Source organism: Myroides sp. C15-4 (genome assembly GCF_050522745.1).
GTDB lineage: Bacteria > Bacteroidota > Bacteroidia > Flavobacteriales > Flavobacteriaceae > Flavobacterium.
On sequence record NZ_JBMVQX010000005.1, the window covers coordinates 14,842 to 28,441 of the forward strand.

The 13,600-nt window shown below is 37.7% G+C and carries 13 protein-coding genes; 5 read left to right on the top strand and 8 right to left on the bottom strand.

The annotated features are described in order from the left end of the window. Positions 1-17 precede the first annotated feature (17 nt). Positions 18-1,208, bottom strand: coding sequence for an aromatic amino acid transport family protein (locus ACPDHL_RS03500; RefSeq protein ID WP_430531420.1), 1,191 nt, complete (start codon positions 1,206-1,208; stop codon positions 18-20). 524 nt (positions 1,209-1,732) lie between these two features. Between ACPDHL_RS03500 and ACPDHL_RS03505 the strand changes: the two genes are divergently transcribed. The 5 genes from ACPDHL_RS03505 to ACPDHL_RS03525 all read left to right on the top strand — a co-directional run bounded on the left by ACPDHL_RS03505 (position 1,733) and on the right by ACPDHL_RS03525 (position 7,704). Continuing rightward, the gene (locus ACPDHL_RS03505) at positions 1,733-2,089 is read left to right on the top strand and encodes a DUF2946 family protein (protein ID WP_430531421.1); all 357 of its coding nucleotides are present in this window, start codon (positions 1,733-1,735) and stop codon (positions 2,087-2,089) included. 71 nt (positions 2,090-2,160) lie between these two features. Continuing rightward, positions 2,161-4,527: a TonB-dependent receptor gene (locus tag ACPDHL_RS03510; RefSeq protein WP_430531422.1), complete on the top strand. Its 2,367-nt coding sequence runs from the start codon at positions 2,161-2,163 to the stop codon at positions 4,525-4,527. Beyond that, positions 4,527-4,850 (top strand): hypothetical protein, encoded by a 324-nt coding sequence (locus ACPDHL_RS03515; RefSeq protein WP_430531423.1) that lies wholly within the window; start codon positions 4,527-4,529, stop codon positions 4,848-4,850. Before ACPDHL_RS03510 ends, ACPDHL_RS03515 begins: the two co-directional genes overlap by 1 nt. Before the next feature lie 67 nt (positions 4,851-4,917). Next, entirely contained in the window at positions 4,918-5,469 is a 552-nt protein-coding gene (locus ACPDHL_RS03520; RefSeq protein ID WP_430531424.1) for a DUF4625 domain-containing protein, read from the top strand. A gap of 129 nt (positions 5,470-5,598) precedes the next feature. Then, positions 5,599-7,704 carry a prolyl oligopeptidase family serine peptidase gene (locus tag ACPDHL_RS03525; protein ID WP_430531544.1) on the top strand — a complete coding sequence of 702 codons (2,106 nt, stop codon included), beginning with the start codon at positions 5,599-5,601 and terminating at the stop codon, positions 7,702-7,704. A gap of 52 nt (positions 7,705-7,756) precedes the next feature. On the opposite strand, the gene ACPDHL_RS03530 is transcribed toward ACPDHL_RS03525, so the two are convergent. The 7 genes from ACPDHL_RS03530 to ACPDHL_RS03560 all read right to left on the bottom strand — a co-directional run bounded on the left by ACPDHL_RS03530 (position 7,757) and on the right by ACPDHL_RS03560 (position 13,242). After that, the gene (locus ACPDHL_RS03530; protein ID WP_430531425.1) at positions 7,757-8,365 is read right to left on the bottom strand and encodes a DUF1684 domain-containing protein; all 609 of its coding nucleotides are present in this window, start codon (positions 8,363-8,365) and stop codon (positions 7,757-7,759) included. A gap of 92 nt (positions 8,366-8,457) precedes the next feature. Next, entirely contained in the window at positions 8,458-8,931 is a 474-nt protein-coding gene (locus tag ACPDHL_RS03535) for a Dps family protein (RefSeq protein ID WP_430531426.1), read from the bottom strand. Positions 8,932-9,092: 161 nt separating this feature from the next. Continuing rightward, positions 9,093-9,560: a hypothetical protein gene (locus ACPDHL_RS03540; RefSeq protein WP_430531427.1), complete on the bottom strand. Its 468-nt coding sequence runs from the start codon at positions 9,558-9,560 to the stop codon at positions 9,093-9,095. A gap of 78 nt (positions 9,561-9,638) precedes the next feature. After that, complete coding sequence (gene mtgA, locus ACPDHL_RS03545) at positions 9,639-10,334, bottom strand: monofunctional biosynthetic peptidoglycan transglycosylase (RefSeq protein ID WP_430531428.1); 696 nt, start codon at positions 10,332-10,334, stop codon at positions 9,639-9,641. 120 nt (positions 10,335-10,454) lie between these two features. Beyond that, positions 10,455-11,174, bottom strand: coding sequence for a 3-ketoacyl-ACP reductase (locus ACPDHL_RS03550; RefSeq protein WP_430531429.1), 720 nt, complete (start codon positions 11,172-11,174; stop codon positions 10,455-10,457). A 28-nt stretch (positions 11,175-11,202) separates the two neighbouring features. After that, entirely contained in the window at positions 11,203-11,973 is a 771-nt protein-coding gene (locus tag ACPDHL_RS03555; protein WP_430531430.1) for a DUF3050 domain-containing protein, read from the bottom strand. Between the two features lie 90 nt (positions 11,974-12,063). After that, positions 12,064-13,242 (bottom strand): acyl-CoA dehydrogenase family protein, encoded by a 1,179-nt coding sequence (locus tag ACPDHL_RS03560; RefSeq protein ID WP_430531431.1) that lies wholly within the window; start codon positions 13,240-13,242, stop codon positions 12,064-12,066. Between the last annotated feature and the right edge of the window lie 358 nt (positions 13,243-13,600).

Here is a 13,600-nt window from a genome sequence, read left to right on the forward strand (position 1 = left end):
TATTGTGTTTTGTTTTATTACCCTAGGGCTATTTTGATCTGCGCAAAAATGATGAGTGCTGCTAGAACAAAAATGAAAGCCATAAGAGAGCGTTGCCCTATGCTTATGTTTTTGTTGTGATAAGCCATGGCTTTGATGTATAAGTACTGCGGGATGAACAAAGCTAGTATAACTCCAGCAATTGCAGCATAACCTAGAGCAAGAATGAATCCCTCTGGGTAGAATAAGGCAAATAGCAAGGGAGGAATAAACGTTAATAAACCCGCTACACTCGTTATGATAGCTGGATTGTTTTTGACTTTGAAAACGTCTTTATAGTAATCAAAAAGACCAATACTAACCCCTAAGAATGATGTTCCTAAGCCTGTTGCAGCAAATAAGCTAAACAGCGTTTCTACATGAGCTGAATGAGACATCTCCCGAATACTCAAAATAAGTCCTTTTAAACCTGAGTTTTCTTGTAGTATTTGCATGAAACGCATCTGGTCCAAACTACCTAAAACGACAACTTGCCAAATGAGATACACGACTAGTGGCAGTAAACTACCAAGAACAAAGGCTCGTTTGAGGCGCTTTTTATCTCCGTCGAGGTATTGAACAATACTGGGAATGCTACCGTGAAAACCAAAAGAGGTGAAAATGGCGGGAATCGCAGTAAGGGTTATACCAACCGATAAAGGACTGTGCAGTAAATTCGCTTGTTTGACAAAAGGAAACAGCAAGAAAACCAACAAGACTAGAAAAATTAGTTTAGCCATAAAAATACCACGTGTCAACCAATCTACCCATTGAGTACCAATAACGACAATACCCCCAAATACAAGGGCAAAGAGTAAGATGGCAGCGTAGGTGTTAAAGTTGATGTCAAACAGCAGGTCGATATTTGTTTTGATAATGGTTCCCCCTCCAGAAATATAAGCCGCTGTTAAACCGTAAATTAAAAACATCAAGCTAAAACCTGCGAGCTTATTGATAAATGGACCTGCATATTTCTTTGTTAGGGTATTAAACCCAGCTGAAGGATCGTTATAGTCGTATAAGTCAACCATGAGTAAAGCGGTATAGCACATGGCAAACCAAATAACGCCTAGTAGTAAAGTGGTTCCCCAAAAACCAACACCCGCAGATGTGATGGGCATAGCAAGCATTCCACCTCCTATAGATGACCCTGCAATGATTAAAATACTACCTAGTAACTTACTCTTCATTCATTTAAATTTTAGACGAAACACAAAGATAAAGAAGCTTTATGTCTTATTGTTTTAATGTTAAGATAATTTTGTTTTGTAAAAAGGTATTAATTGTTAAATACACAATATTTACATAGCCTAAATGCAATCTTTTTGCAAATGAGTTTTTTATATTGCGTTTGAATATCTTGTATTTATTTGAGAATAATTTACGACTTTTTATTTTTATTCGCAGATCTAATATTTCTTTTGATTAGCCAAGGTGTTTTTTTTGATAAAATCGAAAGGGAGTGTGGCTGAGCCCTTGTTTGATCTATGTTAGCTTTAATTTAATAAATCGTTAGGAAATGGTGAAGTATTAGAGAAGTTGGGGAAACAAAGCGAAAAAATTAATTAAATTAGCTGTAGAAAACGCAATAGGCGCCTTTTGGTGTTGACTTTTTCAAAACCTAGGTTAAAGTAGAAAGAGCAATAAAAAAGGCATAAAAAAATTTCTAACTAAATAATCTGTACTATATTTGCCTGAGATGAGTAGAAAAAAAATGATAGCAAGGATATTGTTAGTGGTAGCTTTTTTGTTTACCACAGTATTTCAATTGTTCCATAGCTATCAACACATTTCTACGGCGATTGCTTATGAAAATGAGCATCGCACACACGCGCATTTCTCCGAAAGCCGTGGCGATTATGGCGGTGTTCAGCTAACCGAAGATCACAGTCATGCAGATCATTGTTTCGTCTGTGATAGTATTCCGACTTCCGGATTAGAGCCTATCCAAGTAGAGTGGCAATGTTTAACCTACCAAACCATCCAAGAAGTTCAAGAGGAAGTTGTTTTTCGATTTACTCCCCTTGCTCATGTTTATTATTCCCTTCGCGCACCGCCCGTGTTGGCTTAATTATCCAATTTTAGTTCGTTCACTTTGTTGAATAGGACTGTTATTTTATTAATTAAAACTTACACGATACAATGAGAAATCTATGTACATGGATGATGCTGTTGTGCTCTTTAGGTGTGCTTGCACAGTCGTATACTGTCAAGGGAAGAGTATCAGATTATCATGGAGAAGCCTTAATTGGCGCAACAATTACCTTAGGAGATCAAGCTTTTATGACCGATGTCAAAGGGCGATTCCAAACCAAATCCCTGGAAAAGGGAACCTATCAATTGACGGTTTCTTACTTGGGCTATGAAACATTACATATTCCCGTAAACCTAGTGGCAGATCAAGAATTGGATCTGCACCTAAAAGAAAGTACTACCGTACTAGAGCAAGTAGTGGTATCTAGTGAGGCTAAGCATACAGTTCAACATGTCGATAAAGTTTCTAACCAACAGCTCGTTGAGAAATTTGCAGGTTCATTGGCTAAAACACTCGAATCGGTTGCTGGTGTAAACTCCATGGATATTGGTGCAGGAGCTTCTAAACCTGTTATTCGCGGCTTGGGATTTAACCGTGTGGCCGTGGCCGAAAATGGCGCCAAACAAGAAGGACAACAATGGGGAGCAGATCACGGATTGGAAATCGATGCCTTGAGTACAGAAGAAGTAGAAGTAATAAAAGGAGTTGGGGCCATCGAATATGGAAGTGATGCTATTGGAGGAGTTATTAAAATCAACAACGAAAAAGTACCGCAAGTGCATTCTTTTGACGGAAAAGCTATCGTTTATGGTAAATCGGTTAATGATGCCATTGGCGCTTCGGTTCAAATTAAACAACGAAGTGATCGCTTTTTCTATAAGTTCAAAGCCACAGCACAGGATTACGCCGATTATCGCGTGCCAATCAAACAAATCGACTACCTCAATACAATCATTCCGATTGAAGGTGGACGCATGAAAAACACTGCTGGAAATAATATAGCGCTGTATGGACAAGTGGGCTATGTAGAAGAAAACTTTAAAAATATATTGAGTGTTAGCAATGTATATGATAAAAGTGGATTCTTTCCTGGAGCACATGGAATTCCTAATATTGCTGCCGTACAAGATGATGGGCATCACCGAAATGTAGAGCTGCCCAACCAATCGGTTAACCATTTTAAGGTGACTAATACCGCTACATGGGAGCTATCAGCGAACGATAAATTAAGTGTTTTACTCGCATTTCAAAATAATAAAAGACAAGAAAGTAGCCTCTTTCATTCCCATTTCTCCAATCAAACACCTCCAACAAAGAATCCAAATTTGGAGTTGGAATTCGTATTGAATACGTTTGATGCGGCTGTAAAATATGAGCATTTGTTTTCAAATGAACATAAACTAACAGTGGGGATTCAACAGAATTATCAAAACAATACGATTGGAGGATATGGGTTTTTGTTGCCAAAATTTAATAAATTAGGAGTAGGTGCTTTTGGGATGTACGAGTATTTCGTCAATGATCGCCTTACTTGGGAGGCGGGAATCCGCGCAGACTACGCCAGTGTTCACGTTAAACCTTTTTACGACCCAATCCTCTATGATTATTTGATCGATAGAGGGCAATCTGTCGAAACAGCAGCAAATTATGCACAGCGTAGTGATAAACAAGATCGTGATTTTAGTAGTTTCAACGCCATGATCGGAGCTAAATACGACTGGACACCTCATTTCAATATAGCGGCAACTGTTGGAACGAATTTTCGCTTTCCCACCGCGATTGAATTGGCGTCAAATGGGGTACACCACGGTGCTTTTCGCCATGAAAAAGGAAATCCAAACTTAGATCCTGAAAAGGGAATTGCCCTTGACTTGAGAGCGACAGTACAAACGGAAACGTTTAGTACGACCATCAGTCCTTATGCCTATTATTTTACCAACTATATTTTCTTAAAACCTACAGGTACCTTTTCAATCCTACCTGATAGTGGACAAATTTACGAATACACCCAATCCAAAGCGCTGATTACTGGATTTGAATGGAAAGCAGAAAAACGCTTTTGGGATCGCTTAACGGTTGAGGGAATCTTTGAATTTATTTACAATAAGCAGGTAGACAATGGTAAAAATGGAAATTATCCATTGCCATTTTCAACACCAGCCAATTTTTTTGGTCAGGTAAGCTATGCTTTTAATGACTGGAAAGTATTTAAAAATTCGGAAGTTTTTGTCAACGGTAAATGGTATGCAGAACAAGAGCGAATTGCACAAGGGGAAGATAGTACACCCAGTTCACAAAGCTACGGGTTTGGAATTTCTTCAACGATTCACTTAGGTAAAGTACAAGCAAAAACAAGTTTGACGGCAACCAATATTTTTGATGAAAAAATCTTAAATCACATGAGTTTCTATCGACCACTGGGAATTCCAGAACTAGGTAGATCCATTCAATTAATGATCCAAATACCGTTTTAATGAAACAAACTAACAGTTGTGTTAGTAAGTACTTTTTTTTAGTTGTTGTATTTTTTATTCCACTAACGAGTAACTTACTACACTATGTTATTATTGAACATGAATTTGGAGCGCGAAATCACGCATTAGAATGGATCGATGGGAGTAAAGTGCACTATTGTGACCAATACCTGTTTAAGATTCATCCCGCTATTGAAGTTCCTAGTTATACTATTGCTATTGTCCCCTTAGTAATAGACGAAATAGTTCTTGTAGAAACAAGAGCACGCATTGAACAACGAAGAAGTTGTTTTTATTTTAATCGCGGTCCACCGTGGGTGTAAAGTTCAAAAGGAAACAACAAAACAACAGAAACAACAACAATACACCATCATTTTAAAATTTAAAACAATGAGAAAATTACAATATATAGCAATAGCATCAATAGCGAGTGTATTCGCTTTTACTTCATGTTCGAGTGATAATAACACGGACACAGAAAAACCTGTAGTGGATTTAATTGCACCAAAAGAAGGAGCAAAATTAGAAGCAGGAAAAGATATTCACTTTGATATGGTGGTATCGGATAACGACGGATTAGCTTCTTATAATGTGGATATTCACAATAATTTCGATGGACATAACCATTCAGGAGGGGATAATCACACCCATGCAATTAAAACAGTAAACCCTACAGCCACAGAAGGAAAACCGTTTGCGTTTAATAAGACATGGAGCTTAGGTGGAGTGAAAAACGATAAGATTCACCACCATGAAATTATCATTGACGCCAATGCAAAACCGGGAAATTATCACTTTGTGGTAAAAGTATTGGATAAGTCAGGGAATCAAACGATGGAATTTAGAAATATTGAAATTGTACCTACAGGTGAAGGCGATGGAGGACATGATCACGACCACGATCACGACCATGACGGAGATGATCACGATCATGCACATTAATATTTACTTGTTAATTGGTTTATAATTGGATAAAAGCAAGGCTTCAGGCCTTGCTTTTGCATTATTTATTAATATATTTACTAGCAAAGAAATTTAAAAATAGAATTATTTATTATGAGAAAATCGTTAATGACTCTTCTTGTAGCAACTTTGATTATTTCATGTAAAAATGAAGGGGCAAAAGAACAGGTAGCGGATATCCAATATCCAGAAACGAAAAAAGGTGATGTAGTTGATACGTACTTTGAGGTTGAAGTAGCAGACCCTTACCGTTGGCTAGAAGACGACCGTTCTGAAGAAACTGCAGCTTGGGTAAAAGCACAGAATGAAGTAACGTATGGTTACTTAGCTCAAATTCCATTTAGAGATCAGCTGAAAAAACAAATGGAAGAAGCATGGAACTACGAAAAAATTGGCGCTCCATTTAAAGAAGGAAAATACACGTATTTTTTCAAAAATGATGGGTTACAAAATCAGTCGATTTTATACCGCAAAGATGAAGCAGGAAAAGAAGAAGTATTCTTAGATCCTAATAAATTCTCTACAGATGGTACAACATCACTAGGTAGTATTGATTTTTCTGAAGACGGAAGCAAAGCAGCTTATGCCATTTCAGAAGGAGGAAGTGATTGGAGAAAGGTGATTGTGATCGATACAGAAACGAAAGAAGTGATTGGCGATACCTTAGTAGATGTTAAATTTAGTGGTGTTTCTTGGTTTAAAAACGAAGGATTTTACTATTCAAGCTACGAGAAACCAGAAGGAAGCGAATTGTCTGCCAAAACAGATCAGCACAAATTATACTACCACAAGTTAGGTACAGCTCAAAAAGAGGATGCTTTAATCTTTGGTAAAGACCAGAAGAGAAGATATGTTGGTGGATATGTAACAGGAGACAACCAATATTTGGTTATTTCTGCGGCAAATTCAACTTATGGGAATGAGTTGTATATCAAAGACTTAACAAAGGTAAATAGTCCTATTGTAACCTTGGTGAACAACTTCGATAGCAGTAGTAGTGTATTAGATAGTAAAGACGGTAAATTGTTTATCGAAACCGATTTCAATGCACCGAATTCACGTCTAGTAACAGTTGATGCAACAAAACCACAACAAGCAAACTGGGTAGATTTCATCGCAGAAACAGAACATGTATTGTCACCAACAAAAGGGGGAGGATATATTTTTGCCAGCTATTTGAAAGATGCCGTTTCTATGGTGAAACAATACGATTATACAGGAAAAGAAATCAGAACAATCGAACTACCTGGTATCGGAACAGCAAGCGGATTTGGAGGTAAAAAAGAAGATACAACCCTGTATTACTCATTTACTAACTACATTACACCAGGAACAATCTATGCTTTAGATGTACAAGAGGGTACCTCTAAAGTTTACGAGCAGCCTAAAGTGAAGTTTGATTCTACGCAGTACGAGTCTAAACAAGTATTCTATACTTCGAAAGATGGAACAAAAGTACCAATGATCATTACGTACAAAAAAGGAATTGAATTAAACGGTAAAAATCCGACAATGCTATATGCTTATGGAGGATTCAACGTTAGTTTAACGCCTTCTTTCAGTATTGCTAATGCTATTTGGTTAGAAAATGGTGGAGTATATGCGGTACCTAACCTAAGAGGGGGTGGTGAGTATGGAAAAGCTTGGCACGTAGCGGGAACAAAAATGCAAAAACAAAATGTATTTGACGATTTCATTGCTGCTGCTCAATACTTAATTGACAATAAATACACCTCTTCTGATTTCTTAGCAATCAAAGGGGGATCAAACGGAGGATTATTAGTTGGAGCAACAATGACACAACGTCCTGATTTAATGAAGGTAGCTCTACCTGCTGTAGGTGTATTAGATATGTTGCGTTACCATACCTTTACAGCTGGCGCTGGATGGGCGTATGACTACGGAACAGCTGAAGATAGCAAAGAAATGTTCAACTACTTGAAAGGATATTCTCCTCTACACAATGTGAAAGAAGAATCTTATCCTGCTACAATGGTAACAACAGGAGATCACGATGACCGCGTTGTACCTGCACACAGCTTTAAATTTGCAGCTGAATTACAAGCACACAACAAAGGAAATAACCCGATGTTAATCCGCATTGAAACTAATGCAGGACATGGTGCTGGTAAATCAATTGCACAGCAAGTTCAAGAAAATGTTGATTTACAAGCTTTTACTTTATACAATATGGGTGTAAAGAAATTGAAGTAAATTATACCAATACAAATAAAAAAAAACCTCAATCGGAAGATTGAGGTTTTTTTTATTTGTATTTATAGTCCTTGATCCCTGCATTAATTTCGGCATTAATGTAATTCTGTTCTGGTGGAATAGGACAAGAAAATTTGGGATTATACACACAATATGGATTATAAGCCAAATTGAAATTCAAGATGATCGCCTCTCCTTCTGGAATCTCTAAATCAATATAACGACCTCCACCATAGGTGCTAACACCGGAGGTTAAATCTGTAAAAGGAAGGAATAAATGTTTTTCGTATTCTTTTTGATTGCGTAGGTTGATATCTTGAAACAGATCTAACTTTTGTTCTTTGCCATTCAATAGAAAAGTAGCTTCGCCATACTTGACATAGATGGGTTTGCGTTCAGTTGTTGTAGGCATCTCAAAGGGAACTTCGTCCGGCGTACGGGTAAATTGCGCTTCGATAATAAAACGTTCGTTCACAGGGAAGAAATCCAGCTCTTTGAAGTTCTTCAATGCATCGGGTACTAAGGGAGAGGTATCTTTGTTAGCAAATTCTTTATTTAAGGTCTTTTGAAATAAAAGCGCCTTTTCTGACTCTGTTTGGGGAGAGGACGTACAAGCATACTGCAATAAAGCTGCAGCCACAAGTATAATTAATCGTTTCATTATTTTTGGAATTGTTCTGGGTTGACCGTAAAAATAACAAAAAAGGTTTGCCTTTTAAAGACAAACCTCTATAATAAATAAGGAGTTGAATATTACTTAATATGTGCGCGTAACATCCAAGCTGCTTCTTCGTGTTTTTCTAATAAACTCGTCAAGAAATCAGCGGTACCTTGATCGTGCATTTCGTCAATGGGATCGATGTTTTCTCTTAAGAAAACAATAATTGCTTCGTGATCTTTACACAAGTCTTTAATCCAAGAAGCACTGTCATTGCCTTCATTGTCTCTAGACTCTGTTAATTGTGTCAAAGCAAGGTATTCTTTCAAGCTACTAGGAGCATAGTGACCTAGGTGACGAATTCGCTCTGCGATATCATCAACATCTACAATCGTTGCTTCATATTGGGATTGGAAAAATAAGTGCATGGAGTGGAAGTCTATTCCCTCTACGTTATAATGCGCTTTTCTTGTTTTGGTATACAGTACAAATTCATCTGCTAATAATCGAGAGAGTACATCCGTTACTTTTTGTCTTACATCGTCTTTTAGACCAATATTTGTTTTCATAGTGTTTAATTTTTAGTTGTTTACAAATTACGAAAAAAAGAAGAAAGAACCATGGATTAGTCTGGTAAATAAAAGATAAAATACTTCTTTTTTTGATAAATGACAGAAAAACTATTGATGTGTAAAAAAATAAAGGACCTGTTTCCAGGTCCTCATTTTAATTATTTTTTCAATTTATCTGCGGCATTTTCCAACCCTTTTTGAGTTTCTTTTGCTGCTTCTTTTACGCTTTCTTTTGCTTTTTCAGCTTTCTCTTTTGCTTCGTCTTTTAATTCATCCGCTTTGTCTTTTGCCTCATCTAAGGATTTTTGAGCGTCTTCTTTTAATTCATTCGCTTTTTCTTCCATGTGATTTACGGCATCTTCCGTTTTTTGTTTAGTTGTTTCCCAAGCTTTTTGAGCGTCATCTAGTGTTTTTCTAGCCGCTTCTTCTGCTGCTTTATCTCCACTTTTTATAGCCTCATCTAAAGCTTGTTTTGCTTGATCAAATTTAATCTCCGCTTCTGATTTCGCTTCATTTAGTTCAGTTGCTGGCGTAGTATCTGCCTCAGTAGGCTCCGCCTTGTTGTCTTTACATGATGTAGCGAAAAGTAATCCGCCAAGTGCTAATGTTAATACGAGTTTTTTCATAACAAATAATTTTAAGTTTGACTACAAGTTAGGAAAAATCTAGTTTAGATGAAAATATTTAACGAAAAAAGGAATATTTTATTTGTTTTTCTTCTTTAAATCTAGTGGGCCATAGCCTTTGATATACTTCGAAATGGTCTGTTTACGCTTGCTTACATAAGGACCAGATTGTACGGGATTGTAGCGTCTTGGACTGGGTAAAATAACAGCGAGTCCTGCAGCTTCCTGAACGGAAAGTTTAGCAGCACTTTTCTTATACCAATGTTGGGCTGCGGCTTCTGCACCATAGACGCCATTTCCCATTTCAATGCTGTTGAGGTAGACTTCTAAAATGCGTTCTTTGGACCACAGCAGCTCAATAAGCACCGTAAAGTAAGCCTCAAATCCCTTGCGGATATAACTTCGCCCAGGCCATAGAAAAACGTTTTTGGCTGTTTGTTGGGAGATGGTACTCCCCCCTTTGATGCGTTTGCCCTTTTCATTGTGCTTCATCGCCTTTTCGATCGCTTTGAAATCAAAGCCATTGTGGGATAAGAAATGCCCATCTTCGCTGACAATAACTGCTTTCTGTAAATTTGGACTGATTTGATCTATAGAAACCCAATCGTGTTTTAGTGTAAAGGGTTGACCTTCTTTCTTTTGCTCATATAGCCGAATAAACATCAAGGGAGTATAGGGAATCGGAACAAAACGAAAGAAAATAACAGAGAGAATGCTCAGTGCAAAGAACCACAAGACAAGCTTTAAGATAAAGCGTAAAAGTTTGCGAACCATAGATTTATACGATATAAAAACCGGTACAAATGTAGTAACATCTTATGAAATCTGATTCGCCACTGCAAAAAAAATGCAATAAAAAAAGCTACCCGTGCACGGTAGCTTTTTTTTTACTATTTATACCGGGTTTGTTGTCCAAAGCGAAGCTGTTTTCAACATCGCTCTACGCGGTAATTTAAGCGTTGCAACAACTAATTCTGCAAAGTCTTCGGGTTGTAAAATGTGATCGGGGTTTCCGTCTGTTAGCCCCAATTCAATTGACATATCAGAAGCAATTGTACTCGGTGTTAAGGTACACACACGGATATTGTTTTTGCGCACTTCTTTCATTAGGGATTCGGACAGGCCAATTACAGCAAATTTAGAAGCGGAATAAGCAGAAGTTGTAGGGTTTCCATTTAATCCAGCTGTAGAAGCTACGTTGAAAATATCACCTTCATTTTGCTTAATCAAATGCGGAAGTACCTCACGTGTTACATTGTACACGCCCATTACATTGGTTATTAAGATTTCTTCCCAACGCGCTGCAGGCATATCAGTGAATTTGCCAAATTCAGAAATACCCGCGTTGTTCACTAGTATATCAATACCGCCTAAGAAGGCGATAACTTTAGCAATTTCACGTTGAACTGCTTCTTTGTCTACTACATCAAACACAGCGTAGGTTGCTTTAACTCCCATAGCCGTAAGTTCTGTTACCGTTTGTTGGAGGCGTTCTTCATTTCTACCAGTGATTGCCACGTTTATTCCTTCTTTAGCAAAAGCAAAAGCAGTAGCTTTCCCTAGTCCTCTTCCTCCTCCTGTAATAATTGCGTTTTTTCCTTTTAATGGATTCATAGCGTCGTGTTTTTATAAATAGATTTAATTAATTTGTTTCAATGCTGCGTTCAATTGCATTCCACAAGCCATATCTTTTTTCAAGAGCGGCTTTAGAGATGCGAATAACATCCTGCCATTTTTGTTCATCTGAACCACATAGCTCGGTAATCATCTGCATGGCCATCGGTCCGTGCTCATCACCATCCAGCTCAATATGTCGCTCAAAGTAATAAATTAATTTCGACAAATCTGTTTCGGGAAAGTTAAGTTGAAATCCTTTTAAGATAGCAGTGAACATATCAGGGATCAAATCTTCACGACCAAAAGTAAAGGCTGCCGCTATTTCATGTGGTTTTCCTTGTGCAATTACATCAAAGGTAAACGTGAGAAATGCCTTGATATCTGGATCTACTGCTAGAGAAGCAATGGCTTGTTCGATGGTTTTTCCTTGCTGTAATTGGTCCAAAAAGGCTGTTATAATTCGGGTGTTCGCTTGCGCACCTTCCATGGCATCAAGGTACATCTCAAAATGACTCAAACGCTGTCCGTCTATTGCTAGATCGGATTCTTCTGCTAAGACAATTTCATTGATTAAATAGCGTGTTTGCGGATAAGGCGAAGCAAACCAAGGCGTTGTAGTACAGGTGAGTTTTTGCTGTAGCGCCTTGAGTAAAGACATAAAGTCCCATACAGCATAAACATGGCCTTCCATGAATTTTTGCAAATGGGCGATGGTCGTTATTTTTTGATATAAAGGATGCTCTAATAAAGCGTTGCGTTCAGGCGTAATGAGCTGATTAACGGATTGTATATTCATGGTGTTTATAAGATTTATACAAAAGTAAAAAAGCTTCTCGGTTAGGAGAAGCTCTTTATATAAAGTTTATCTATTTTGTTATAAGCTAGACTACTTGAATGCAGGGAAACCTGTAACATCCATACCTGTAATCAACAAGTGGATATCGTGTGTTCCTTCGTAAGTAACCACAGACTCAAGGTTCATCATGTGACGCATAATAGAATACTCGCCTGTGATCCCCATTCCACCTAACATTTGACGTGCATCACGAGCAATTTCTAATGCCATAGCTACGTTGTTGCGTTTTGCCATTGAAATCTGAGCAGTTGTTGCTCTTCCTTCGTTTCTCAATACACCTAAACGCCAAGTTAACATTTGTGCCTTTGTGATCTCTGTGATCATTTCAGCCAATTTCTTTTGTTGTAATTGAGTAGCTCCAATTGGTTTGTCAAATTGGATACGCTCTTTAGAGTAGCGCAATGCTGTATCATAACAATCCATTGCTGCTCCGATTGCTCCCCAAGCAATTCCATAACGCGCAGAATCTAAACATCCTAGTGGTGCACCTAATCCTGATTTGTTTGGTAATAAGTTTTCTTTTGGAACTTTTACATTGTCAAAAATAAGCTCTCCAGTTGAAGATGCTCTTAATGACCATTTATTATGTGTTTCTGGTGTAGAGAAACCTTCCATGCCTCTTTCAACGATTAAGCCGTGAATTCTACCTTCTTCGTTTTTTGCCCAAACTACTGCAATATCAGCAAATGGCGCATTCGAAATCCACATTTTTGCTCCATTTAATAGGTAATGATCCCCCATATCTTTGAAGTTGGTAATCATTCCTCCTGGGTTTGACCCATGGTCAGGCTCTGTTAAACCAAAACAACCGATCATTTCTCCAGTTGCTAATTTTGGTAAATATTTATTGCGTTGTTCTTCGTTACCGTATTTCCAAATTGGATACATGACTAAAGAAGACTGAACAGATGAAGTTGAACGTACACCTGAATCTCCTCTTTCAATCTCCTGCATAATTAAACCATAGGAAATTTGGTCTAATCCTGCTCCGCCGTATTCTGTTGGAATATAAGGACCAAATCCTCCAATTTCAGCTAATCCACTGATAATTTGTTTTGGGAATTCCGCTTTTTGAGCGTATTCTTCAATAATTGGAGATACCTCTCTTTTCACCCATGCTCTCGCTGCATCGCGAATCAATTTGTGCTCTTCTGTAAGCAAATCATCTAAAAGATAGTAATCTGGCGCCTGAAATAAATCTGGTTTCATAATATTCTTAAGTTTATCAGTTGTGACAACAAAAATAAGTAATATTTAGATATGTGCAATTTTTGGGCGTGAAAGTATATTTAAATTGCCGTTATTTTAGGTGTTAATAGAAAGATAGATCGAAATTAGAGGTTTAGCGAGTAATGGATAGAAGAGCCTGATCGGGATGAAATACGTATGTTTTCGACCACTCCATCTTGTAAATTACTGGTAGCGGTTGCTACTTTTTAGCAGATATTCCTCCTTCAAAAACCAGCAAGAGGAAAGTCAACGAGCTTGAGAATTCCCTTGAACTGACATTTATTGAGTTGGGATGTATAGGGCCAATTGTAATTCATGAGCCAATTAAAACAGTTAA

Bases quoted from the DNA above. Each gene is read 5' to 3' on its own strand.
- ACPDHL_RS03515 (WP_430531423.1), top strand. From the start codon at position 4,527: ATGAAACAAACTAACAGTTGTGTTAGTAAGTACTTTTTTTTAGTTGTT.
- mtgA (WP_430531428.1), bottom strand. From the start codon at position 10,334: ATGGTTCGCAAACTTTTACGCTTTATCTTAAAGCTTGTCTTGTGGTTC.
- ACPDHL_RS03535 (WP_430531426.1), bottom strand. From the start codon at position 8,931: ATGAAAACAAATATTGGTCTAAAAGACGATGTAAGACAAAAAGTAACG.
- ACPDHL_RS03510 (WP_430531422.1), top strand. From the start codon at position 2,161: ATGAGAAATCTATGTACATGGATGATGCTGTTGTGCTCTTTAGGTGTG.
- ACPDHL_RS03530 (WP_430531425.1), bottom strand. From the start codon at position 8,365: ATGAAACGATTAATTATACTTGTGGCTGCAGCTTTATTGCAGTATGCT.
- ACPDHL_RS03560 (WP_430531431.1), bottom strand. From the start codon at position 13,242: ATGAAACCAGATTTATTTCAGGCGCCAGATTACTATCTTTTAGATGAT.
- ACPDHL_RS03550 (WP_430531429.1), bottom strand. From the start codon at position 11,174: ATGAATCCATTAAAAGGAAAAAACGCAATTATTACAGGAGGAGGAAGA.
- ACPDHL_RS03525 (WP_430531544.1), top strand. From the start codon at position 5,599: ATGACTCTTCTTGTAGCAACTTTGATTATTTCATGTAAAAATGAAGGG.
- ACPDHL_RS03500 (WP_430531420.1), bottom strand. From the start codon at position 1,208: ATGAAGAGTAAGTTACTAGGTAGTATTTTAATCATTGCAGGGTCATCT.
- ACPDHL_RS03540 (WP_430531427.1), bottom strand. From the start codon at position 9,560: ATGAAAAAACTCGTATTAACATTAGCACTTGGCGGATTACTTTTCGCT.
- ACPDHL_RS03520 (WP_430531424.1), top strand. From the start codon at position 4,918: ATGAGAAAATTACAATATATAGCAATAGCATCAATAGCGAGTGTATTC.
- ACPDHL_RS03505 (WP_430531421.1), top strand. From the start codon at position 1,733: ATGATAGCAAGGATATTGTTAGTGGTAGCTTTTTTGTTTACCACAGTA.
- ACPDHL_RS03555 (WP_430531430.1), bottom strand. From the start codon at position 11,973: ATGAATATACAATCCGTTAATCAGCTCATTACGCCTGAACGCAACGCT.